Here is a 23,355-nt window from a genome sequence, read left to right on the forward strand (position 1 = left end):
AGCACGTTGCGTTGCAGACACATGTCGACACTAGACCCATCGGGTCAACTTGCTTCGTCGACAGGACCGCCGGACTCGGAGATGTCGGTCGGAGTCGTGCGGCGCGGCCACGCGTCGACCGGTTGCACCTCCGGGTGCTCGCCGTCGAAGATCTCCAGTTCGCTCAGCTTCCGCGCCGTCACCGCCACCCGGGACTCCATCGACGCGACGGTCAGATTGAACGAGTCGACGGCCTTGCCCAGCTGGGATCCGAGCCGATCGAGGTGCCCCCCGACGACGCCGATCCGCTGGTACAGCTCCCGGCCGAGCTGGTGGATCGTCGCGGCCTCCTTCGACAGGGCCTCCTGCCGCCACGTGTGCGCGATGGTGCGCAGCAGCGCGACGAGGGTGGTGGGGGTGGCCAGGATCACGTTCCGGGCGAATGCGTACTCGAGCAGCTCCGAATCCGCGGCCAGCGCCGCATCGAGGAACGGGTCGCCGGGGACGAACAGCACCACGAACTCGGGCGTCGGATCGAACGACTCCCAGTAGGCCTTCGCCGAGAGCTGATCGATATGCGTGCGCACCTGGCGGGCGTGCCGCACCAGGTGCTGGTCCCGCCGGGCGACGTCCTCCTCCTGGGCGGCGTCGAGATAGGCGGCGAACGGCACCTTCGCATCCACGACGATCTGCTTGCCGCCGGCGAGATACACCAGCAGATCCGGGCGCACCCCGTCCTTGGCGACCTGGGTGTCGAAGTCGCAGTGCCGCACCATCCCGGCGAGCTCGACCACGCGTTCGAGCTGGATCTCGCCCCATCGTCCGCGCACCTGCGGGGCGCGCAGGGCCGTCACCAGCTGCTGCGTCTGCGTCGAGAGCAACTGCGAGGCGCGGTGCATGCCCTCGACCTGCTCGGTCAGGCCGGCGTAGGCGTGCACCCGGTTCCGCTCGACGTGCTCCACCTGCCGCGCGAGGGCTCCCACCGCCTCCTGCAACGGCCCGACGAGACGTGAGACCTGCTCGCCGATCGCACCGGAATGCCGGCGGGCGGAATCCTCGCTCACGGCACCGAGCGCCTGCCGCAGTTGCGCTTCGTTCTCGCGCAGGGCCGCGAGCTGGGCCTCCGCCCGCGCGGCGCGGTCGCCGCTGCGCGCGGCGTGCAGCAACCAGCCGAGAACCGCGCCGAGTGCGAGGGCGGCGAGCAACGCGAGTGCCGTGAGTGCCGTCATGGTGCGCATGATGCCCGAGACGACCGACAGGCTCACCCGGACCGGGCGATGTCGTGTCGGTGCGCTGCTCTACGGTCTGACGGCATGCGGATCCTGCACACCTCGGACTGGCACATCGGCCGCACCTTCCACGGCGTGGACCTGTTGTCCGACCAGGCGCAGGCCCTCGCTGCCCTCGCCGACCTCGTCGCCGAGCGGCGCGTCGACGTGGTGGTGGTGGCCGGCGACGTCTACGACCGGTCCATCCCGAGCGCGGATGCCGTCGCGGTGTGCAACGCGGGACTCGAGGCGATCCGCCGGGCCGGCGCCGTCATCGTCGCGACGTCCGGCAACCACGACTCCCCCGTCCGTCTCGGCGCCGCCGCGGCATTCGCCGCCGAGGGCGGGCTGCACCTGATCACCCGGGTCTCCCAGGTCGACCGGCCCGTCCTGCTCGACGACGCCCACGGCACCGTCGCCTTCTACGGCATCCCCTATCTGGAGCCGGAGATCACCCGCGCCGAACTGGGGGTGCCCGAGGCCCGCTCGCACGCGGAGATCCTCGGGGCGGCGATGGACCGGGTCCGCGCCGACGCGCGCGCCCGCGGCGTTCGCGCCGTGGTGCTCGCCCACGCCTTCGTCGTCGGCGCCGAGGCCGCCGGCTCCGAACGGTCGATCTCGGTCGGCGGCGTCGAAACCGTCCCGGCGTCGGCGTTCGACGGCGTCGACTACGTCGCGCTCGGTCACCTCCACTCCCCACAGACCGTCGCCGAGCACATCCGCTACTCGGGCTCGCCGCTGCCGTACTCGTTCGGCGAACGCACCCACCGCAAGGCCGTGTGGCTCGTCGATCTGGACGCCACCGGGCGGGCGGCCGTCGAGCGCGTCGACCTGCCGGTCGTGCGGGGCCTGAGCCGTCTCACCGGCGTCCTCGACGACCTGCTCACCGACGTCGCGCACACCGGGGCGGAAGACCACTACGTCTCGGCCGTCCTCACCGACGCCGTGCGCCCCCTCGACGCGATGCGTCGGCTGCAGTCCCGTTTCCCCCGCGCCGTCCACGTCGAGTGGGAACTGCCCGTCGCGGCATCGACCGTCACCTACCGGCAGAAGGTGCGCGGCCGAAGCGACCTCGACGTCACCCGCGGATTCCTGGCCGATGTGCGATCGGAGCCGTCCGAGCGGGAGCTGCGCTGGGTGCAGCAGGCGCTGCGCGACGTCGACCGTGCCGCAGGCGTCGGGACCGAGCAGACCGTCGCACCGGGGGAGGCGTCCGCGTGAGGCTGCACCAGCTGGAGATCACCGCGTTCGGGCCGTTCGCCGACACCGTGCGGGTGGACTTCGACGAGCTCGGCGCGGACGGGCTGTTCCTGCTGCACGGCCGCACCGGCGCCGGCAAGACCTCCATTCTCGACGCGGTGGCGTTCGCCCTGTACGGCACGGTGCCCGGAGCCCGCGCCGACGGACGCCGGCTGCTGTCGGACCACGCCCCCGCCGGCACCGCACCGCAGGTGAGTCTCGAGGCGACCATCGCGGGCCGGCGGCTGCGGATCGTGCGCAGCCCCGACTACGAGCGCCCGAAGCTGCGCGGGACCGGGACCGTCAAGCAGAATGCCAAGGCGAGCCTGACCTGGCTCGACGGCTCGGGCGAGCACCTCTCGCGGCTGCCCGACATCGGGGAGGCCGTCCGGCGCCTGCTCGGGATGAGTGCCGAGCAGTTCTTCCAGGTGGTGCTGCTGCCGCAGGGCGAGTTCGCGAAGTTCCTGCGCGCCGACAGCGAGGACCGCGGCAAGCTGCTCGAGCGGCTGTTCGACACCACGCGATTCGGCTCCGTCGAGCGCTGGTTCAAGGACCGCCGCAGCACCGCCGCCAAACGCCTCGAAGAACAGCAACGCGCCGTCGACCTGCTGCTCGCCAAGGTCAGCGCCGCGGCCGGCCTCGAGGCCGGCGCCGACGCCGAACCGGTCGTGTGGGCGCACCGGCTGCGCGACGACGCCGCCGAGAGCCGCGATCTCGCGCTCGCGGCGCTCGACGTCGCGCGCGCCGACGACACCCGCGACCGGGCGGTCCTCGCCGAGGCGACCGAGCTGCGACGGTGCCAGGAACGACGCGCCCGCGCGGTCGCCGAACTCGCCGACCTCGATGCCGCGGCCGGCGAGCTGCAGACCCTGTCCACGGAACTCGAGACGGCCCGGCGGGCGGCGCCGGTCGTCGACGTCGCCCGCGACGCGCACCGCGCCGCGGAGGCCGCCGCCGCCGCACACGCCGCCGCGGTGGCCGCGGCCGCCCCGCTCGCCGCCGACGGGGAGGGACAGGCCCTCGTCGCCGAGCTCGACGGTTCCCCCGCCGAAACCGACCGCGCTCTGATCCGCCCCCACGAACAGCGGTGGTCTGCAGAGGTGGTCCGCCTCGACGCCCTGCTCGAACAGGAGCAGCGCCTGACCCGGCTCGAGGCCGACCGCGTCGCCCTGCAGCAGCAGCGGCGCGACCTGGCCGTGCGCGCCGAGCGGATCGCCGCGGAACTGGAGGGACTTCCGGGCCGCCGCGACGCCGCGGAGGAGGCCGCGCGCCGGTCCGAGCGGGCCGCGGCCACCCTGCCCCGGCTCGAGGCCGAACTGGCGCGGGCCACCGACGCCCTCGCGGCCGCCACCGAACTCCAGGACCGGGCCCCCCGGCTGCGACGCCTCGAGGACGAGGTCGTCGCCCTGCGCGACGCACACCACGACGCCCGCACCGCCCTGCTCGACGTGCGCGAGCGCCGCATCGCCGGGATGGCCGCCGAGCTGGCCACCGATCTGGTCGACGGGCGTCCGTGCGTGGTGTGCGGAGCCACGGCGCACCCGAACCCGGCCCGGCCCGCCTCGGACACCGCGACCAAGGCGGACGAGGACGCCGCCCGGGAGGTCGAGCAGCGAGCCGCCGCGGAACTGACGCGGGCGCAGGCGGCGGTCGCGGACGCGGCCAACACCGTCGCGGTGCTGCGGCAGCGCTGCGGTGACGCCGGTCTCGACACGCTCACCGAGATGCGGGCCGCGGCCGCCGCCACGCACGCCGCGACGGCGGCCACCGCCGCCGAACGCGAGCGCCATCGCGGCGAGATCGCCCGGCTGCGCGGGCTCGACGCGGACCTGCGCGAGCAGGCGCACGCGGTGGACGTCGAAGTCGCCCAGGCCGCGCACCGCGAGGAGAGCGCCGCGGCAGAGGCCGACGAGATCCGCACCCGCATCACCACGGCGGCCGGTGCCGAGGACTCCCTCGCCGCCCGCCGACGTCGGATCGCGGCGCTCGCCGGTGCTGCGGCGAACCTGCTCGACGCCCGGGTGCGGGCCGCGAACGCCGCGACGGTCGCGCGCGAGCGGGCCCAGGAGGCGGCGGCAGCCGCCGAACGGGCCGGGTTCGCGAGCATCGAGCAGGCACTCTCGGCGGTGCGCCCCGATTCGCGCCTCCGCGAGATCGAGCAGGCCCTGCGCGCGGCGGCGGACCGGCGTGCGGCCGCGCAGGCCGTGCTCGACGACCCGGAGACCGCCCGGGTCGGCGACGACCCGGTGGACCTGACGGAACCGGAGGCGGCGGTCACCCGGAGCGCGGCCGCGCTGGCCGCGGCGGTGTCCGCGGCCTCCGAGGCCGAGCGGCGCCACGCCGACATCGAGAAGTTCGCGGCGCGCCTCGAAGAGGAGTACGCCAAGCTGGTGCCGCTGCGGGACGAGCAGGCCGAACTCGCAGCGCTCGCCGACGTCGTCGCGGGCACCGGGCAGAACACGCGCAAGATGTCGCTGCGCTCGTACGTCCTCGCGGCTCGCCTCGAGGAGGTGGCCGAGTCGGCGTCGGTGCGGCTGCGGCGCATGTCCGGCGGCCGCTACGAGTTCGTGCACACCGATGCCGCCGGCACGCACGGCAAGCGCGGCGGCCTCGGCCTCGACATCCACGACGAGTACACCGGTGCGGTGCGGTCGACGAAGACCCTCTCGGGCGGCGAGTCGTTCCAGGCGTCGCTGGCGCTGGCCCTCGGGCTCGCGGACGTCGTCGCCGCCGAATCCGGGGGACTGGTGCTCGACACGATGTTCATCGACGAGGGGTTCGGCACGCTCGACGCCGACGCGCTCGACGCAGTGATGGGGGTGCTCGACGAGCTACGCGCCGGCGGCCGCGTCGTCGGCGTGGTCAGCCACGTCGACGAGATGCGTCAGCGCATCCCCAGCCGCCTGCACGTCGTGCGCGGCCGCACCGGATCCACGGTGGAGATCGCGAGCTGAGCCCCGCCGATCAGGCCGGGCCCGGCTCGGCTGCCGCCGGTCCCGGCGGCAGCGCCGGGGTCTCCTCCCCGGCGGTTTCGGGCTCCTCCGGCGCGGCGCTGCGTTCGTCGATCTGCTCGCCGATGTAGCGCAGCACCACCGCGGCGACGGCCGCGACGGGGACGGCGAGGAACGCGCCGATGATCCCGAACAGCGACGTCCCGGCGGTGACGGCGAGCAGCACCACCACCGCGTGCAGGTGCATGCTGCGTGACTGCAGCACGGGCTGCAGCACGTTCCCCTCGAGCTGCTGCACCGCGATGATGATGACGAGAACGATGATCGCGGTGGTCAGACCGTTCGCGACCAGCGCCACGAGGACGGCGAGCGCTCCGGCGACGAAGGCACCGACGATCGGGATGAACCCGCCGATGAACGTGAGGATCGCCAGCACGGGCGCGAGGGGCACTCCGAGGATGACCAACCCCAGACCGATGAAGAACGCGTCGATGAAGCTGACGAGCGCCTGGGTGCGGATGAAACCGCCGAGGGTGTTCCACATCCGGATCAGCACCTCCTCGAGGTGCCGCCCGGCGCGACCGCCGCCGACGGCGTGCACCCACGGGATGAACCGCGGGCCGTCCTTGATGAAGAAGAACACCAGGACGAGTACCAGACCGATCGTCACCAGCAGGGAACCGGCCGTGCTGACACCGGTGAACACGCCGCTGGCGATGGTCGCGCCGCTCTCCTGGACCTTGTCGATCACCACCTGCGTCGCGTTCTCGAGCTGCTCGTCCTTCAGATTGACCGGGGGGCCCTGCACCCAGTCCAGCACCTTGTTGATGCCGTCGGTGGTCTTGTTCGCAAGCTCCGGCGCCTGCGCCACCACCGACGGGACGATGCCGGCGATGATGCCGCCGAGAATCGCGAAGAACAGGAACAGGGTCAGGCCCGCCGCGGCCGCCGGCGGCACGCCGCGCTTCATCATGCCGCGGGTGGGCGGCCACAGCATCGTGGCGATGACGATCGCCAGCGCCACGGGCAGGACGATCACCCACATCTTCTCGATGATCCAGCCGATGACCAGTGCGCCCGCCGCGATCACCACCAACGCCGCCGACCACTTCGCCAGCGTCAACCCGCCGGAGGCGATCAGCGTGGTGCGGTCCGGTTTCGGTGCCGGTGGCTTCCGCTCGGTGCTCTGCACATCGCTCAACGGACGGTCCTTCCGATGCTCTCGACGACGTGGATCGGGCTCGTCTGCAATCTACGGGAACCGCGCCCCGCGGGGCGGTTCACCGGCGCGAACACCCGGATCGTGGCAGGCTCTGATCATGAGGAAGCTCACCGCCGTGCTGGCCGCGGGTGCCGTGGCCGCCGTGCTCGTGTCCTGCAGTTCCGGTGACGACGCGTCGAACGAATCCGATGCGGCGCGCACGACGCTCGGCGGGGCGGCCTCGAGCCTCGCCTCCGCCGCGTCGAGCGTGGCCGAGCGGGCGCGCGGCGCCTTCGACGAGGCGAAGCTCGCGACGTTCGTCGCCGCGTTCCGCACGGGCTATCCCAACCTCGCCGCCGACCGCGACGACGCCTCCATCGAGGCGATCGTCATCGAGACGTGCCCGCTGATCGACTCCGGCGCGAGCGATCAGGAGGTGATCGCGAAGGTCGGGGAGCTGGCACAGAACGGGGACACCGCTCCCACCGAGGAGCAGGCCGGCCGGATCTCGCAGCTCGTCCGCGTCGCCTGCTGACGCCCGCGGCCCGGGCTAGCATCGGGCCCATGTCCGCGACGCGATGGCAGTCCGAGCGCAGTGCCGGGGATTCCCGGGCCTACATCGAGCGGTTCGCCGAGCTCGCCCATGCGGGGACGGATCTGCACGGGGAGGCCCGGTTCGTCGACGTGCTCGTTCCGCGCGGCGCGCGGATCCTCGACGCCGGCTGCGGCACCGGCCGTGTCGGGCTCGAGCTGGCCCGGCGTGGCCACAGCGTGACCGCCGTCGACCTCGACCCGGTGCTCGTGGAGGAGGCCCGGGCGCACCCGGAGCTGACCGTGCATCTCGCCGACCTGGCACAGCTGGATCTGCCGGGCGAGCGGTTCGACGCGGTGGTCTCGGCCGGCAACGTGATGGTGTTCCTCGCGCCCGGTTCGGAGCGGACCGTGCTCGAGCGGATCGCCGCGCATCTGCGTCCCGGTGGGGTGTTCGTCGCCGGCTTCACCACCGGCGCGGCATACCGCCCGTCGCGGTTCGCCGCCGACCTCGCGGCCGCCGGCCTGAGCCTCGAGCACCGCTTCGCCACCTGGGACCTGCGGCCGTGGCACGACGACGCCGAGTGGCTGGTGGCCGTCGCACGCCGTGGGGATGGAAGGGGCGCGACCGCGACCACGTAGAATATCGATTCCGTGAGCCTAACCCTCGGAATCGTCGGTCTTCCCAACGTCGGAAAGTCGACGCTGTTCAACGCGCTGACCAAGAACGAAGTGCTTGCCGCGAACTACCCGTTCGCCACCATCGAGCCGAACGTCGGCGTCGTCGAACTGCCGGATCCGCGGCTGGAGCGGCTCGCCGAGATCTTCGGGTCGCAGCGGATCCTGCCCGCGACCGTGTCGTTCGTCGACATCGCCGGCATCGTCAAGGGCGCCTCCGAGGGTGCCGGGCTCGGCAACAAGTTCCTCGCCAACATCCGGGAGGCCGAGGCCATCTGCCAGGTCGTGCGGGTGTTCGCCGACGACGACGTCGTCCATGTCGACGGCCGCGTCGATCCGCTCGCGGACATCGAGATCATCGAGACGGAGCTGATCCTCGCCGACCTGCAGACCCTGGAGAAGGCCCTGCCACGCCTCGAGAAGGAGGCGAAGAAGAACAAGGAACTCAAGCCGCAGTTCGACGAGGCCGTCAAGGCCCAGGGCGTGCTCAACGAGGGGAAGACCCTGTTCGCGGCGAAGGACTCGCTCGACTTCGGCCTGCTGCGCGAGCTGAACCTCATGACGACCAAACCGTTCCTGTACGTGTTCAACGCCGACGAGGCGGTGCTCACCGACGAGGCGAAGCAGCAGGAGCTCCGCGCGGCCGTCGCCCCGGCCGACTGTGTGTTCCTCGACGCGAAGGTCGAATCCGAGCTGATCGAACTCGAGCCCGACGAGGCCCAGGAGCTCCTCGAGTCCATCGGCCAGACCGAGCCGGGCCTGCACTCGCTCGCCCGCGTCGGCTTCCACACTCTCGGCCTGCAGACCTACCTCACCGCCGGGCCGAAAGAGGCTCGTGCATGGACCATCCCGCAGGGTGCGACCGCACCGCAGGCCGCCGGCGTCATCCACTCCGACTTCGAGCGGGGCTTCATCAAGGCCGAGGTCGTCTCCTTCGAGGACCTCGACTCGGCCGGGTCGATGGCCGAGGCGAAGGCCCGGGGCAAGGTCCGCATGGAGGGCAAGGACTACGTGATGGCGGACGGCGACGTCGTGGAGTTCCGCTTCAACGTCTAGGGGCTGCGCCGCCCCAGGTGGCGGCGTTAACTCTTGGCAAACGTGCGGGTCAAGGTACGTTTTGCGCCGCCCTGTAGGCACTTCGTGGCCGCGTTGCGTCAGCCCCGCGACGGGGCTGAGAAGGGGCTGGGCCGGACACCCCGAAGCGCCCCACCGTTGTGGGTCTGCGATCGGTCTAGTGGGCGGCGGAGGCCTTCGTCTTGCACTGCCAGCACTCGTACTCCGCTTGATCCACGCCGACATTCTGCTGCGCGTTGCAGCGGGGGCAGGTCACCGGTCGCATCCCAGCGGGCGCAGGCGGTGTCCCCGGTGGAACGAGAATGCTGACCACGACGCCAAGGACAGGGAAGAGGAAGCCGAGAAGGAGGAAGCCGCCGACGCTGCGGTGCTTGTTTGAAGCGATGTTGGCTGCAATCACTCCGCAGACTGTTCCGACAATTACCCATAGGCCGAGCATGCCGACAGCTTCATTACTCATGAGTATCTCCTGCGAAATTCTGGAGCCGGTGACCAGGGATTATGTCCGCGCCAGGGGCGAGATGGCTCCGTCGACGCGTCGGGCGGTCGCTCGACGGGGTCGGCTCTCGTCGATCGATGACGGGGCAAGATCGGGAGTCGCAGTAGCTCTCGAGCAGTCCGCGTCCTCGGATCGGGTGCGGTCGTCCCCATCCGGTCGTCGGGGTTGCGCGAGCTTCGGATCTGCGCGAAGCGGGACCCGCTTCTGCCGAGCCATCCTGCCTTGTCCGAGGACATATCTGCGGACATCCCGCTGCCGCGCGGTGTCAGATTTCCGCACGAGCGCGAAGGGCTGTCAATAGCCCACGGCGTTTGCCCGTGACCGGATCGGTCTGCGGCGACGCAATTTCGGTCCTGGTGTTCTGGCGCTCGGTCGATCGGGCAGCAAGGCGACGATAACGACGCTCGCGGCGATGTATTGCTCGCACGGACCCTCATGGTGATATTCGGTTTCAGTCCCTGGGTAGCGCTGGTGTTCCCTGCGTGGGTGCCAAGGATCGATCGACACGAATCACCCCACCGGAAACGGAGACCCTTGTGAACGGGGCGGCGGTTGGCCCGACTTGGATCGCGCCGCCCCACGGTGGACCAGCGCGATGCGTCACCTCGTGCCTGTTCACCAGGGAACTTCACCAGGTGCCCGCGAAAGACGTTCACGGAAACCACGTCACAGGGCGGAGGACTACGCCCGTCATTGGCGGGACGTCGCGACCCGTGCGATTTCCGCCGGGTCGATCAGATGGGAGTGGTCGTCGTCGCCGACGTCGATCTGCACGACGTCGATGCGCCCGTTGAACTTGGTTTCGCCCACGTAGTGGGCGCTGACCGGCATCCCGTAGTCGTCACCGATGTCGGTCGTCTCCTCGGCGGAGAAGATCATCGGCTGCGTCTGTTCGATTCGGCCGGAGCCGACGCTGCGGCCGTCGTAATAGAGGGTGACGTTGCCGCCCTTCGCGAGACCGCCGCCGTCGTAGGCGAACTCCGCCCGAATCTGCAGACTGCCCGCCGGCAGGTCTTCGGTGGCCTCGGTAGTGAACTCCGTCATGCCGAGGAGGTTGTAGACGAACGCCGCTCGCCCCTCCTTGACGTACAGGGCCCAACCGCCGAAGCGGCCGCCCTGCGCGATGACGACACCGTTGGTGACGCCGTTCTTCGCCGTCTCGACGGCCGCCGTCACCGAGAACGACCGGTTCTTGATGTCGATGACGCTGTGCTCGCTGAGCCGCTTCATCCCGGGAAACAGCACCTGCCTGCTGCCGGACACCAGTTGGGGCCGGCCGGCGATCGTCGGGTTGAGACGTTCGAACCGGCGGTCGTCGATGGGCAGCACGTTGTACTTCACCGCCTCGATCAGCCACAGGCGCTGCAACGCCGCGAGTTTCTCGGGCATCTCCGCGGCCAGGTCGTGCGCCTGCGTCCAGTCGGTGGACCCGTCGTAGAGTTCCCACACGTCGTCGTCGAGCTCGGGCAGCACCTCGTTCGGCAGCCACGGGGTACTGTGCCGGGTGACAGCGCTCCAGCCCTTGTAGTAGATGCCGCGGTTGCCTGCCATCTCGAAGTACTGCAGGTCGTGGCGTTCCGGAGCGTCCGCGTCGTCGAAGCTGTACACCATGCTGGTGCCCTCGATCGGTGCCTGCTGCACCCCGTTGACGAACGTGGGCTCCGGCAGTCCGGCGGCCTCGAGCACCGTCGCCGCGACGTCGATGACATGGGTGAACTGGGACCGGGTCTCGCCTTTACTGCCGATGCCGGCGGGCCAGTGCACGATCGTGCCGTTGCGGGTGCCGCCCCAGTGCGAGGCGACCTGCTTGGTCCACTGGTAGGGCGTGCACATCGCCCATGCCCAGCCCACCGAGTAGTGGTTGTAGGCCTCCGCGGTGCCGAGTTTGTCCTTCACCTCCGCCATGAACTCCGGCGTCTCGATCGCGGCGAGGCCGTTGAAGTTCGCCAGTTCGTTGAACGCACCGTTGAGCGTTCCTTCGGCGGAGGCGCCGTTGTCGCCGATGATGTAGTACACGAGCGTGTTCTCGAGGGCGCCGATCGCGTCGATCGCGTCGATCACGCGCCCGACGTGGAAATCGGTGTGCTCGAGGAAACCGGCATACACCTCCATCTGACGTTCCAGCACCGGCTTCAGCGCGTCGTCCATCTCGTCCCACGCCGGGATCGCATCCGGACGCGCGGTCAACTCGGCGTCGGCGGGCACGACCCCGCGCTGCTTCTGCTGTTCGAGGATCGACTCACGCTGCGCGTCCCAGCCGCCGGCGAAGCGGCCGGCGTACTTGTCCGCCCACTCCGGCGGTACGTGGTGCGGTGCGTGGGTGGCGCCGGGGGCGAAGTAGACGAAGAACGGCTTGTCCGGGGCGAGCGCCTTCTGGGTGCGCACCCACTCGATGGCGTGGTCGGCGAGGTCCTCGGTGAGGTGATAGCCCTCTTCCGGTGTCTTGTCGGGCTCGACGGGGGCGAAGCCCTCGTAGAGCGCCGGGTAGTACTGGTTGTTTTCGCCCCCGATGAACCCGTAGAAGTGCTCGAACCCGCCACCACCGGACGGCCAGGCGTCGAACGGTCCGACCGGCGAGGTCTGCCACGGCGGCACCTCGTGGCACTTGCCGAACTGGGCCGTCGAATAGCCGTTGAGCTTCAACGTCATCGGCAACGCGGCCTTGGTGTTCGGACGGAGACCGGACGAACCAGGCGCCGACGTCGCGGCCTCGGTGATCATGCCCATTCCGACCGAGTGATGATTGCGGCCGCTGAGCAGAGCGGCGCGGGTCGGCGCGCACAGCGCGGTCGTATGGAATCGGGTGTACGTGAGCCCACCGGCCTGCAGTCGTTCCGCGGTCGGCGTCTGCGCGGGCCCGCCGAATGCGCTGGCGGCGCCGAATCCCACGTCGTCCAGGAGAACCACGAGCACATTCGGGGCGCCCTCGGGTGGCAGCAACGGTTCGATGGGTGGGAACGAGGTGTCCGGATCCTTTGCGTCGTAGGTCGTCAGGCCGAGATGCTGCCGATCGGGAATCGGAAGAACCTCGCGACGCCCGCCCATCGGATCCACCATGGCTTACTCACATCCCGTTGTCTCATACCGGAACGCCCGACGACGCCTTGCCGGCACCGACGACAGCGGCTCTGAATAGTCAGAATAGTCGCCGGGTGCGCGGCACCACGGACAAATGCACCGAGCAACGGCCCCTTTTCCGCGGACAGACAGGATGCTGTCGGAACCCTCTCGCACCCCGTGTCCCCGTTGGAGACCCGGGCAAGCGAGAGGTAGAGAGGTTGACCTGACTGGGAGACACCCGGTCAGTATGGGCTTTCAGTTCCGAGGCGGTCCGGGTCGCCGGTAGGCACCGATTCGTTCGCGGATGATCGCCCACCGACACGCGACGAGTGGGGGGCTTCAAGATTCGAGATGACTCTTGGCCCCACTCGCGGGTCGGATTCATCCGACCGCTAGGCGAACGCTGACCGGCACGTCCCGAAAGCCGGCCCCTGACCGAAACTCGCTGACCAGCACAAACCAGCGGGTCCTTCTTCTGGGCTTCTTCACTGCCCTTGTCCTGCACAATCCGGGCCAGTGCGTTCCGAAACATCGCGACTGCCGCGTGGGGAGCCTCTACACTCACGCACCGCACGCCCTCTTGGAATGCGCTCGAGAGGTGTGCCGTGACGTCGCTCATGTCGATGACGGCTCCCGTGATGGGGTACCACAGGGTTCCGATCCACTTACCGGGGCGGGAATTCATGCCACCAGGACCGAGTTCGAAGATTTCCACCACCAGGGTGCACTTCTTGCGTCCGTGGCATCGGAGGACGACAACTCGCTCAGTAGCGACCGAGCCGCTTCCGGTCGACCGCTCGACAAGCTGCACCGGACCGACCACGTCGAAGTTGCTGTTGCGGTCGCACCGCGGACAGATGCCGCTCGGTCGGCGTGCGTCGGGAGGGTATCGGGGTTGCGCTCGACCTGCTCGTCGGAGTCGTCGCTGCCTGTCCGAATCACTGAAGACGACATGTTTGATCATTGTGACGAAGTGGGCCGATAACGGTGACACCCCTGGGACGGGGCTGAGACGCCTGTCCTGAACAGCATTTCCCCAGTTGGATCGGCTGAACCGGTGCCCCGCTAGCGTTCCGATTCAACGTCCACGATCTGGTGTCGGCCGTCGCGTCTGCCGGGTTGCGACAAGGGCGCCTCGCCCAGCGTTCGGCAGGTGACGAACTTCCGCGACGTCCCCGACAGCGGATCGCTGAACTCCAGTTCCCGCGCGAGCAATTGGAGTGGGAGGGAATGATCGTCCGGGGCCTCGGGCAGCAGGTCGGGATACCAACGGTCGCCCAGGATCCCGGCGCCGAGCGCTGCCAGATGCACCCGCAACTGGTGCATCCGTCCGGTGCGTGGACGCAGAACCGTGTGCAGCACAGCACGTCCGGAGGCGCTCACGCCGGTCCCACTCACCTCGACCACCGTCTCGGCGTTGGGCTCACGGAAGTTGTCGACGAGCACCCGTAACTCGCCGCGCCGCGCCTCGATGTGGTTGCGGTAGACGAGGGGCAGGGCCCGCCCGGCAAGCGCCGGTGCATCCGGGTCCCACTCCGGCGGTCGCGCCGACACCGCCTCGTAAACCTTGACGACCCGCCGTTTTTCGAACAGCGACTGATATGCGCCGCGCGTCGCGGGACGGGCCGAGAACATCACCAGACCGGCGGTCGCTCGGTCCAGCCGATGGATCGGCGTCAGGTCCGGGTTGCCGAGGCGGGTCCGCAACCGGACGAGCGCGGACTCGCGCAGGTATCGCCCGCCCGGGGTGGTCGGGAGGAAGTGCGGCTTGTCGATCACGACGAGGTCGTCGTCGACATGCAGGATCTCCTCGTGGAACGGCATCGGTTCCTCTACCGGCAGATCGCGGTAGTACCAGACGAACCGATGCGCGCCCAGCGCGGTGCCGCGACCGATCGGACTGCCGTCGGAGCCCACGATCTCGCCGGCGTCGAACCGCCGGTGCAGGTCGTCGGCATCCAGGTGGTCGAACCTCGCGACGACGTACGCGGCGATCGTTGCCCACGGTCCGGACGTCGGGACGCGCAGGCGCGTGGGTCCGACCCCGTTCTTGACGGGCAGCGGTGAGGGCATCGGCACGCCCGCCATCATCCCACCGCCCGTCGGCTCGTCCGCTCCGCGGGTCGCGACGAGACCAGGCGGGACTGCCCGGCTTACACGTGATCGCCGGGCCCCGCGACGCGGAGCCCGGCGATCTGCTGTGGCGACTGATCAGTGGAGCCCGACGACCTCCTGGGCGATGGCGGCCAGGCGGGTCTGGGCGGCCGACACGACGCCGTGCCGGTTCTTGTGCGCCTCCTCGTACGCGACGATCGCGCGCACGTCGGCCGGTTCGGTCAGTTCCTTGACCTCGGCGACCGCCTGCGAGACGTTGAGGCTGTCGTAGTCGGCGATCGGAAGTTCCTCGGCGGAGAGGATGCCGGTGGCGCTGCGCGCCGTGTGGATAGCCCGGGCGGTCCCGTCCGCGCCTTCGCGGCGGGTGATCCGTTCGGCGGTCTCGAGCGCCGCGTCCCGGCTGGCCGTGAGGGTCTTGGTGGCGACGTCACCGGCATGGGCGCCACGGGCCAGCAGCGAACCCAGGGCGGGTCGCGTGGAGCGGGCGGCGTCGATCGCGCGGTCGATGCCGCGCGTGGACCACATCACCGGGATGTTGACGATCCGCACCGCCGCGCCGGCGGCGGCCTGCAGCGGGGTCCGTCGCAGCGCGGCGGGGCCGCCGAGGGCGTCCTCGGCCAGGACGGTGGTCAACCACTCCACGGTCGCGCTGTGGGCGGTGATCAGACGGTCGGCCAGGCCGACGACCGCGGGGGTCTGGGCGGCGGTGGCGAGGGCCTTGAGATAGCGGGCGCGATCGAGAAGCTGGTGCTCGAGCGCGAGGTCGCCCAGCAGCGCCTCGTCGAACGGCTGGGCCTGTTCGACCATGGCCTTCACCGCGGCGGCGGCGCGGCCGACGAACGGGCCGATGACGTCGGGCAGGCCGCCCAGCTCGCGGATGGTGCGCTCGATGGCCTCGGCGCGGTCGCGGCCGTTGGCGGCGTTCTCGGTCAGTTCGCGGCGGACGGCCTCGGTGCGGGCCTGGGCGATACGGGTCTCGGCGACCTGGATCTCGGTGTTGGTCAGGTCGAGCAGTGCTCGCAGCTGGGTGAGCAGCGTGGCGGTGTCGGTCGTGGTCATCGTGCGTTCGCTCCTTCGGTCGATGTCATCGATGGGGCTCACCGACGTGACACGAATCGGCTACCCGACCCCTACCGGCGGGTAACACGCTGTGAGGGAGAACACATTCGAAGGGCGCATGACCTGGCGTCCGGGTCATGCGCCGACGGTACGGACGGCGAACGGCAGGGACGGCCGATCAGGCCGCACGCGACAGCACCGCGACCAGGAACCCGGACCGGTCGGTGAACGGGCGTAGATCCCAGGTCGAGAGCTTCAGATCCACCGCGAGACCGCTGGCCGCGGCGTCGGCGAAGAACTGCGGGAACTCGTAGCCCCGGTCCGCGCCGAACCCCACGACCGCCCGGCCCGTCGGGGCGAGGTGACGGGCGAATCCTGCCAGTACCGCGCCGCGAGTGGAGGGCGCCAGGAAGGTCATCACGTTGCCCGCGCAGACGATGACTTCGAAGTCGGCCGCGACACCGCGGGCCGGCAGATCCAGTTCGGCGAGATCGCCGACGAGCCAGGTCGGGCCGGGATGGTCCTGTTCCGCAGCGGCGATCAGGACCGGATCCACATCGACGCCGACCACCACGTGACCGGCATCGTGCAGATAGCCACCGATCCGTCCCGGGCCGCAGCCGGCGTCGAGGACTCGTCCGCCGCGGTCGAGCATGGCGTCGACCAGCCGGGCTTCCCCGGCGATGTCCTTACCCTCGGCCGCCATCTTCCGGAACCGCTCGACGTACCAGGTGGAATGCGCGGGGTCGGCCGCGGTGATCTCTTCCCACTGGCTGGGGGTGCGATCGCTCATCGTCGTTCCTCCTCGATTCGGCCGTGCGGCGGGCCGCAGTTACCGTATGCGGTCACCTTAGGCACCCGGGGTGCCGGGCTGTCGAGCGCACGCCGGCGTCCCGGCTGTGCAGGCCCGTCCGGTGCCTGGCCACCTGCCAGGGCCGGTTGACATCCATGTGCCCGAACGCGAACGTGCAGTGGACGAGTCCGGCGGCGCGGCGCGGGTGCGCGAGTCCGGCTCACCTGTCCTCCGTACAGAGGAGTGCGATGTGAAGTCCGACTCCCGGCCCGGCGAGCCCCGCCGGTATCGCAGGGGCCGCACCCACCGCGTGGAGAACGTCGTGATGAGCGCCCTGGTGCGGGCCGGCATCGTTCCGCACTCGTACCTGCTGACCACCCGAGGCCGTCGCACCGGCCGCACGCGCGCCAACCCCGTCACCGTCGTCGAGCATGGAGGCCGGCGCTGGCTGGTGGCGCCCTACGGTGTGGTGCCATGGGTGCTCAACGCGCGCGCCTCCGGCCGCGTGGGCCTGACCCGCCACTTCCGCACCCGCCACTACACGATCCGGGAGGTGCCGGCGCACGAGGCCGGGCCGGTCCTGCGGAAGTACGTCGGCGTCGCGTCCGCCACCCGGGACTACTTCCGGGCCGGCAAGGATGCCTCGCCGGAGGAATTCGAGGCGGAGGCCGACCGTCACCCGGTGTTCGAACTCACCCCCGATCGCACGTCCGGGAACTGAGGGAGGGGCGGACGACCGACGCGGTCAGCCCGGCGCTGCGACTTCGGAAATCACGGATCGCACAGCGGCGATCAGCTGTGTCAGTCCCGGTTCCTCGATGGGGAAGTGCCCACAGTTCTCGAGGAGGAAGGACTGTGTCGGTGCGGAGATGCGATCGAGGAAACGCCGACTGAGCTGCGGTGGGGTCCACCGGTCGGCCGCGGGGTGGACGAGCGTGACCGGGGCGGCGGTGAAGTGCTCGGGTGCGGTGTGCGGGTAGGCGAACCAGTCGGCGAGGAATCCGACGGGAACTCGGACTCCGCCTCCGCGGGGGTCGGAGGCGCACAGGCGTGAAAGGTCGGGGTTGTTGCTCATCCGGTTCATGCGTACGAGCCATTTGACGGGCACCCGTAGGTTGCCGGCCGCTCGGGCGAGGGTGGCAGGAGGGTGGGGGCGGCTTTCCCGGCAGGACCCCATCGGGCCGCGGCCGCGCGCGCCTCGGGATCGGCGGGATCGAGCAGGCATGTCGCGAGCACCGCGGCTACTCGACCGGTCCGCGCAGCGACCTCGTACGCCGTCATCCCGCCCATACTGGCCCCGAAGAGGATCAGCGGGCGCGGGTCGACGGCTTGTTCGGCGTCGACCAGGTCGCAGAGGAGGTCGATCCAATCCCGGTAGCGAACGTGGGCCGGCCGAGGTTCGACGGTGCGTCCGTAGAGGGGCAGGTCGGGGAGGAGGAGATCGGCTCCGTCCCCCGCGATCAGGGATGTGAACGGCCAGAGGGCCGTGGCGTTCCCGCCGGCACCGTGGATTCCCAAGACTCGAACAGGTGCATCGGGACGTGCGGCGCGCGCGATGTGGACACGGCGACCGCGCCACTGCCACCACGTCGGTTCGGGGTCGCGGTAGTTCGATCGGTAGCCTGCCGGAAGGAAATCGGCATAGCGCGCTTCGTCCATCGTTCGAGTCTGCGTCGTCCCGGACCGGAACCGGTGGACGGCTCCGGGCGACTGCACATCGTTTCGTCACCGGGGGCTGCTATTCGTTCGTGACCGAATGTTGCCGTTCGGTGATGTCAGTGATGGTGGGAACGTCACCGGAAGAAGGAATGCTCGTGCACGGCAGGCTCACGAGCATCAGCAGCAACGATCGAGCTCAGCAGCAACGGTCGAGCCAGGGCTGTGCGGTGCGCACGAGGTTGGGACGTGACCATGGCGAGCACACCGGCATCCCCCGAGATCTCCGGCGAACGGGCTGCGTCACTCGTCGAGAGTCCGCGCGTCGGATGGATCCTGCTGACGCTCTTCGGCGTGGGTGGGGGACTGGTGGCGGCGTCGATCGCCGGGTCGTTCCTGATCGGGATCTCGGTGGTGCTGCTCGTCGGCGGGCTGGCCGCGGTGCTGGTCGCCGTCGTGTGATCTCCGGTCCCGGCAGGGGAAGGTCGGGACCGGGCCCGTCGCCCGCACCGGCCTTTGCGCAGCGGGTCGCGCATGCGACGCTGGGGTCATGGTGTTCGTCCTCTCCGACCCCACCCGGCACGCGGATCCCGAGGCCGCGGGCCTGCAGGTGACGCCGTCCTACGCGCCGGTGCGCCGGCTGGACTCGGGCGCGCTCGCAGCGGTGGAGGTCCAGTTGCGCGGCCCCGCGGACGGGCCGCTCGCCACCGCGGAGGCCCTGCGGGTCGCGGCGCGGACCATGAGCGAGAAGCGGCACCTCGACCGGCTCAAGTGGTCGGTCGCGCAGTCGAGGCCGGTCCGGAACGTACCCGCGCTGGTGGCGATGGACCTCGAGTCGGTCGAGAGCCTCGACGTTCCCGATTCGGAGGGATTGCGGCGCGACGTCGTGGTGATCACGGAGGAGTCCCTGACGGCCAACCCGTCGCGGACGCTGCGCGCGGTGGCCGATGCCCGCCGCAGCGGCAAGGTCGTCGCGGTCGACGAGGTCGGGTCGCGTCCGCAGTCCCTGGCCCTGTTGCCGCTCGTCGAACCGGACGTGATCATCCTCGCGGCGCGGCTGCTGGCCCATCGTGCGGACACGGACACCGCCCGTACCGCGCACGCCGTGGCCGCCCAGGTCGAGCGGACGGGCGCGCTCGTGATCGCGGACGGCGTCGACTCGGAACTGTGTCGGCGACGGGCCCTGGGGCTCGGGGCCACGTACGGCCTCGGCGCGCTGTACCCCGCCGTCGACACCCCGGAACAACTCGACGAGGAGGGGATCGACCCCTTCCCGCCCGCACCCGTCCGCAGCGTCCGCCCGGAGGAGGCGCGCACCCCGTTCGCGATCGCCTCGGTGGGGCGCCGGCCCGTGCGCAGCCTCAAGCGCCTCCTGGTCGCGATGAGCACGAATCTCGAGAAGCAGGCCGGCGCCGCGGGCCCGGAGACCATCGTGCTCGGCACCTTCCAGTACGCCCGGCACTTCGGTGAGCGCACCCGCGCGCGGTGGCAGTACATGGCGGACCGGATCGCGTACGCCGGGGTGTACGGCGTGGGCCTCGGGCACTACGCGGAGGCGGGCATCCACCACGCGCCGCTCGACCCGGACGACCCGCTCGTCGAGGAGTGGAACGTCGTCGTCCTCGGCCCGCACTTCGCGTGCGTGCTGTCGGCCGTGGACCTGCATCGCGGCACCGCCGACCTCGACCGCGAGTTCGACTACGTCGTCTCGTACGACCGCGACACCGTGGTGCGCTGCGCCCGCTCGATCATGGACCGGTTCACGACGACGTAGGGCCGTCCGGCGCGGGTGCCACCGGGCCGATCAGGACCCCCGGGTTCAGGATGCCCGCCGGGTCGAGAGCCGACTTGGCCGCCCGCAGGACCGCCGCGAACGGCTCGGGGCGTTGACGGTCGTACCAGGGCCGGTGATCCCGGCCGATCGCGTGGTGATGGGTGATCGTGCCGCCCGCAGCGAGGATCGCCTCCGACACGGCGGCCTTGATGTCGTCCCACTGGGCCACCGTGCTGCCCCACCGGCCCGCGGCGTAGATGCCGAAGTAGGGTGCGGGGCCGTCCGGGTACACGTGGCTGAACCGGCACGCGATCACCCCCGTCGCGCCCGCCCGGCGTATCGCGTCGTTCGCGGCGTCGTGCACCGCCGCCCGCAGAGAAGCGAATGTGTCCCACGTGCAGGCGGTTTCGAAGGTCTCGACGATCATCGACCGCGCGGCGAGGGCGTCGCGCAGGTACGGCATGCGCAGGAACGACGACCGCCACCTGCCCGCGGCGTCCGTGTCCCTCTCGTCGCCGGCCGAGCCGGTGCGCCGCGGCGCCTCCGGCGCGGTGCGCCGCGGCGCCTCCGGCAGGGTGCCGCCGTGCCCGCGGCACAGTTCGACGGCGCGGTCCATCCAGGCGTCCACGGGATGATCGGCCGACTCGAAGGCGAGCAGGAGGACACCGCCCGCCGACGGCGTGGCCGCGTGGACGAACGCCTCGACGGGGTCCAGCAACCGGCAGTTGGCGGGCCGGAGACCGGACTGGGCGACGGCGCGGGTCGCCGCCACCGCCGCTCCGTAGTCGGTGAAGTGCACCGACGCGTCCGCCCGCCACCGGGGGCGCGGATGCAGCCGCATCCAGGCCTCGGTGACGACACCGAGGACCCCCTCCGAACCGAGGAACAGGCGATCCGGCGACGGTCCCGCTCCCGAGCCGGGCAGGCGACGCGACTCGCACGTGCCCGCCGGGGTGACGACCCGCATCGACTCCACCAGGTCGTCGATGTGGGTGTATCCGGTCGCGAAGTGGCCTCCCGAACGCGTGGCCAGCCAGCCTCCCAGCGTGGAGAACTCGAACGACTGCGGGAAGTGGCGCAGCGTCAGACCGGACGGGCGCAGTTCGTCTTCGAGCGCGGGACCCAGGGTGCCCGCCCCGATGCGGGCCGCCCGGCTCGTGCGGTCGATCTCCCGAACTCCTTCGAGGGCACCGAGATCCAGGCTCACCGCACCGGAGAAGTCGCCGTCGAGCCGCGGCTCGACACCGCCGACGACGGACGTGCCGCCGCCGAACGGAATCACGGCGACGTGCACCCGGGCACACCAGTCCAGGACGTCCACGATCTCGCCCTCGACGGTCGGCCGCACGACGAGGTCGGGCGGATGGCGCAGGTCGCCGAGCAGGTTCCGGACCACATCCCGGAACGCGCGCCCGTGGGTGTGGGCGGCCCGGTCCGTCGGGTCGGAGGAGCACAGCGCCGCAAGGGAATCCGGTGGGACGATCCGCGGGGGCGGCAGTCCGAGCGACGGCACGTCGGGCGGCGGGTGGTCCGTGAGGTCGGCGCCGGGCAGCAGGGCCGAGGCACGGTCGACCAGGTCCCGCAGCTCGGCGCCGCGCACCGCGTCCTCGACCGTGCCCCAGCCCCACCAGGAACGCGTGCCGGATCCCGTCACCGGACCCGCCTCGCGGTCCGCAGGGTCACGTGGTCTCGTCCGGCGTCGACAGCACGAGGTCGGCGGTGGTGGTGAAACCGATGGGACCGTGCGGGACCCGGCCGGCCCGTTCCAGCACCAGATGCGCGGCGCGGCCGGCCAGGCGCAGCGTCGCGATCTGATTGCCGAAGAACGGTCCCGTCGCCTTGGTCCACTCGATCGGCACCGGCGGCACCTCCGACACGCGCCCGAGCGCGAAGCGCACGGTCCGTTCCATCGCCCGGCTCCAGGAGATGCGGAACACCGCCCGGACCGCGGCGGGCACGTAGTTGTGCAGCGGCGAGCAGGTCAGCTGGTACACCCGGGTCGGCATCGGATCCGGGAACCGCGCCTGCGCGACGTAGGCGTGGTGCACGTCGCCCGAGAGCACGCAGATCGTCGCGGGGGGACGGCCGGACGGTCCGGTGCAACGGCCCCGGCCGATGTCGGCGAAGAGCCGGGCGAGCCGGTCGAACGAGTCGCGGAACGCCGCCCAGTGCTCGAGATCCGCGCCGCGACGGACGGTCTCCGCCCAGCGGGCGACCCGATTCCCGCGCACCCCGGCGGCGAGCCGCTCGTCCCAGGATTCGAGGTCGTGCAGCGCCCGCGGCAGCAGCCACGGCAGCGACGTCCCGACGAGCAGGTGGTCGTAGTCGCCCTGGGTTTGCCGCTCGATCCAGGAGAACTCCGGGTCCGAGACCATCTCCCGCCGGCCGCCGGACAGGACCCGCCCGCACCGCGAGTCGATCACGAGCAGTCGCACCCTCCCGAGGTCGCGCCGGTAGGACCACTGGGCGCCCTTCGCGCCGTCGGCCTCCTCGTCCGCGGCCGACGCGAACTCGCGCAGCAGCGGCTCGGCGTCCCCGTCTGCCTTCCGGACGCGCTGGTACAGCGCGTTCTCCGCCAGTTGGACGGGGTCGAGGTTGCCGAGGTGCTGGTACACCCAGTACGACGCCAGCCCGCCGACGATGCGTTCCTCCCACCACGAGGTGGCCTCGACCTCGTCGCGCCAGGACTGCGAGGTGTTCCAGTCGTCGTGCACGTCGTGGTCGTCGAAGATCATCGACGTGGGGACGGTGGACAGCAGCCACCGCACGTGCGGATCGGACCACGACTCGGCGTAGAGCCAGGTGTACTCCTCGTAGTTGCGGACCTGCGGGCCGGGAGGCTCGTCGAGGTCGTGGCGTTCGCGGACCCGCGCGAGGGTCTGTTCGGACAGTTCGTCGGCGTAGACCTGGTCGCCGAGGAGCAGCAGCGCGTCGGGCCACCGGTCCGGGGTCCGGGTCATCATGCGCTGCGCGTATGCGTCGAGGGCGTCGGCGCCGAGCTTGTCGTCGTTCTCGGTGGCGGACGTGGTGGCGAACCGGCACGAACCGAAGGCCAGTTCGAGCGGCCCGTCGTCGCTGAGGGTGCGGACGACGGACGCGGGGAAGTCGGGGTGCGGCCAGACCGGATCGCCGTCGAGGCGGACCTCGTACGGAGTGGTCGAGCCAGGCTCGAGGTCCTCGATCACCACCAGTGCGTAGTGGTGGCCGGCCACGGTCCAGGTGCGCTCCCGGTGGCCGAGAATCTCGACGGTGCACGGGTCCGACGTCTCCACCCACACGGTGGCGTCGCTGCGACCGACGTGCCGAAGGACCGGGCCCAGGATGAGCTCTGCCATGGCGCCACCTACCTCGGGGTTCGGATCGGCGATACAGCCATGCGCACGAGCCTACTGGTCCGCGGGGTCTCCGCGGCCCGGCTCGGCCGATTCGTCGGCGGGGGTGGTGCCGGGCGCCGATGCGGAGGATCGTGAGGGGTGCC

At 70.8% G+C, this 23,355-nt stretch carries 17 protein-coding genes and 1 pseudogene; 8 read left to right on the plus strand and 10 right to left on the minus strand.

Annotated elements, in window-relative coordinates:
- Positions 1-44: 44 nt before the first annotated feature.
- Entirely contained in the window at positions 45-1,208 is a 1,164-nt protein-coding gene (locus tag ISO16_RS25360; RefSeq protein WP_072634869.1) for a DNA recombination protein RmuC, read from the minus strand.
- Between the two features lie 84 nt (positions 1,209-1,292).
- Here ISO16_RS25360 and ISO16_RS25365 point away from each other — a divergent pair, with 84 nt between their 5' ends.
- A complete protein-coding gene (locus ISO16_RS25365; RefSeq protein WP_072634685.1) occupies positions 1,293-2,468 on the plus strand; it encodes an exonuclease SbcCD subunit D in 1,176 nt (391 codons plus the stop codon).
- The gene (locus ISO16_RS25370; RefSeq protein ID WP_072634686.1) at positions 2,465-5,440 is read left to right on the plus strand and encodes an AAA family ATPase; all 2,976 of its coding nucleotides are present in this window, start codon (positions 2,465-2,467) and stop codon (positions 5,438-5,440) included. Before ISO16_RS25365 ends, ISO16_RS25370 begins: the two co-directional genes overlap by 4 nt.
- Positions 5,441-5,450: 10 nt before the next feature.
- On the opposite strand, the gene ISO16_RS25375 is transcribed toward ISO16_RS25370, so the two are convergent.
- On the minus strand, positions 5,451-6,629 hold the full coding sequence (locus ISO16_RS25375) for an AI-2E family transporter (protein ID WP_072634687.1): 1,179 nt from the start codon (positions 6,627-6,629) through the stop codon (positions 5,451-5,453).
- Between the two features lie 127 nt (positions 6,630-6,756).
- Here ISO16_RS25375 and ISO16_RS25380 point away from each other — a divergent pair, with 127 nt between their 5' ends.
- From ISO16_RS25380 to ychF, 3 genes are read left to right on the plus strand one after another with little or no spacing between them, the layout of a single operon-like run.
- Positions 6,757-7,173: a hypothetical protein gene (locus tag ISO16_RS25380; RefSeq protein ID WP_072634688.1), complete on the plus strand. Its 417-nt coding sequence runs from the start codon at positions 6,757-6,759 to the stop codon at positions 7,171-7,173.
- Positions 7,174-7,202: 29 nt separating this feature from the next.
- Positions 7,203-7,811, plus strand: coding sequence for a class I SAM-dependent methyltransferase (locus ISO16_RS25385; protein WP_065922849.1), 609 nt, complete (start codon positions 7,203-7,205; stop codon positions 7,809-7,811).
- A gap of 12 nt (positions 7,812-7,823) precedes the next feature.
- On the plus strand, positions 7,824-8,903 hold the full coding sequence (ychF, locus tag ISO16_RS25390; protein ID WP_006934885.1) for a redox-regulated ATPase YchF: 1,080 nt from the start codon (positions 7,824-7,826) through the stop codon (positions 8,901-8,903).
- Between the two features lie 175 nt (positions 8,904-9,078).
- Here the strand turns inward: ychF and ISO16_RS25395 are convergent, their stop codons facing one another.
- From ISO16_RS25395 to ISO16_RS25415, 5 genes are all read right to left on the minus strand, one after another.
- Positions 9,079-9,381, minus strand: coding sequence for a hypothetical protein (locus tag ISO16_RS25395; RefSeq protein ID WP_139310989.1), 303 nt, complete (start codon positions 9,379-9,381; stop codon positions 9,079-9,081).
- Between the two features lie 729 nt (positions 9,382-10,110).
- A complete protein-coding gene (locus tag ISO16_RS25400) occupies positions 10,111-12,465 on the minus strand; it encodes an arylsulfatase (protein WP_170914057.1) in 2,355 nt (784 codons plus the stop codon).
- A gap of 1,080 nt (positions 12,466-13,545) precedes the next feature.
- Positions 13,546-14,571 carry a pseudouridine synthase gene (locus ISO16_RS25405; protein WP_072634690.1) on the minus strand — a complete coding sequence of 342 codons (1,026 nt, stop codon included), beginning with the start codon at positions 14,569-14,571 and terminating at the stop codon, positions 13,546-13,548.
- Between the two features lie 120 nt (positions 14,572-14,691).
- Positions 14,692-15,654 carry a hypothetical protein gene (locus ISO16_RS25410; RefSeq protein ID WP_072634691.1) on the minus strand — a complete coding sequence of 321 codons (963 nt, stop codon included), beginning with the start codon at positions 15,652-15,654 and terminating at the stop codon, positions 14,692-14,694.
- A gap of 178 nt (positions 15,655-15,832) precedes the next feature.
- Complete coding sequence (locus tag ISO16_RS25415) at positions 15,833-16,447, minus strand: class I SAM-dependent methyltransferase (protein WP_072634692.1); 615 nt, start codon at positions 16,445-16,447, stop codon at positions 15,833-15,835.
- A 250-nt stretch (positions 16,448-16,697) separates the two neighbouring features.
- Between ISO16_RS25415 and ISO16_RS25420 the strand changes: the two genes are divergently transcribed.
- A complete protein-coding gene (locus ISO16_RS25420; protein ID WP_072634693.1) occupies positions 16,698-17,168 on the plus strand; it encodes a nitroreductase family deazaflavin-dependent oxidoreductase in 471 nt (156 codons plus the stop codon).
- Between the two features lie 24 nt (positions 17,169-17,192).
- On the opposite strand, the pseudogene ISO16_RS25425 reads toward ISO16_RS25420, so the two are convergent.
- A pseudogene (locus ISO16_RS25425) lies at positions 17,193-18,106 on the minus strand (alpha/beta hydrolase).
- Positions 18,107-18,358: 252 nt separating this feature from the next.
- Here ISO16_RS25425 and ISO16_RS25430 point away from each other — a divergent pair.
- Positions 18,359-18,565 carry a hypothetical protein gene (locus ISO16_RS25430; RefSeq protein WP_072634870.1) on the plus strand — a complete coding sequence of 69 codons (207 nt, stop codon included), beginning with the start codon at positions 18,359-18,361 and terminating at the stop codon, positions 18,563-18,565.
- Between the two features lie 88 nt (positions 18,566-18,653).
- Complete coding sequence (locus ISO16_RS25435; protein ID WP_072634694.1) at positions 18,654-19,877, plus strand: EAL domain-containing protein; 1,224 nt, start codon at positions 18,654-18,656, stop codon at positions 19,875-19,877.
- Here ISO16_RS25435 and ISO16_RS25440 read toward each other — a convergent pair.
- Positions 19,864-21,531: an FAD-binding oxidoreductase gene (locus tag ISO16_RS25440; protein WP_072634695.1), complete on the minus strand. Its 1,668-nt coding sequence runs from the start codon at positions 21,529-21,531 to the stop codon at positions 19,864-19,866. The genes ISO16_RS25435 and ISO16_RS25440 overlap by 14 nt on opposite strands.
- 25 nt (positions 21,532-21,556) lie before the next feature.
- On the minus strand, positions 21,557-23,212 hold the full coding sequence (locus ISO16_RS25445; RefSeq protein ID WP_072634696.1) for an alkaline phosphatase D family protein: 1,656 nt from the start codon (positions 23,210-23,212) through the stop codon (positions 21,557-21,559).
- Positions 23,213-23,355: the final 143 nt, after the last annotated feature.

The sequence above is a fragment of the Rhodococcus sp. M8 genome (genome assembly GCF_015654185.1).
GTDB lineage: Bacteria > Actinomycetota > Actinomycetes > Mycobacteriales > Mycobacteriaceae > Rhodococcus > Rhodococcus aetherivorans.

Excerpts from the sequence above, each read along its gene's own strand:
- ISO16_RS25360 (WP_072634869.1), bottom strand. The coding sequence starts at position 1,208 with ATGACGGCACTCACGGCACTCGCGTTGCTCGCCGCCCTCGCACTCGGC.
- ISO16_RS25365 (WP_072634685.1), top strand. The coding sequence starts at position 1,293 with ATGCGGATCCTGCACACCTCGGACTGGCACATCGGCCGCACCTTCCAC.
- ISO16_RS25380 (WP_072634688.1), top strand. The coding sequence starts at position 6,757 with ATGAGGAAGCTCACCGCCGTGCTGGCCGCGGGTGCCGTGGCCGCCGTG.
- ISO16_RS25385 (WP_065922849.1), top strand. The coding sequence starts at position 7,203 with ATGTCCGCGACGCGATGGCAGTCCGAGCGCAGTGCCGGGGATTCCCGG.
- ISO16_RS25395 (WP_139310989.1), bottom strand. The coding sequence starts at position 9,381 with ATGAGTAATGAAGCTGTCGGCATGCTCGGCCTATGGGTAATTGTCGGA.
- ISO16_RS25400 (WP_170914057.1), bottom strand. The coding sequence starts at position 12,465 with ATGGGCGGGCGTCGCGAGGTTCTTCCGATTCCCGATCGGCAGCATCTC.
- ISO16_RS25405 (WP_072634690.1), bottom strand. The coding sequence starts at position 14,571 with ATGATGGCGGGCGTGCCGATGCCCTCACCGCTGCCCGTCAAGAACGGG.
- ISO16_RS25410 (WP_072634691.1), bottom strand. The coding sequence starts at position 15,654 with ATGACCACGACCGACACCGCCACGCTGCTCACCCAGCTGCGAGCACTG.
- ISO16_RS25415 (WP_072634692.1), bottom strand. The coding sequence starts at position 16,447 with ATGAGCGATCGCACCCCCAGCCAGTGGGAAGAGATCACCGCGGCCGAC.
- ISO16_RS25430 (WP_072634870.1), top strand. The coding sequence starts at position 18,359 with ATGGCGAGCACACCGGCATCCCCCGAGATCTCCGGCGAACGGGCTGCG.
- ISO16_RS25435 (WP_072634694.1), top strand. The coding sequence starts at position 18,654 with ATGGTGTTCGTCCTCTCCGACCCCACCCGGCACGCGGATCCCGAGGCC.
- ISO16_RS25445 (WP_072634696.1), bottom strand. The coding sequence starts at position 23,212 with ATGGCAGAGCTCATCCTGGGCCCGGTCCTTCGGCACGTCGGTCGCAGC.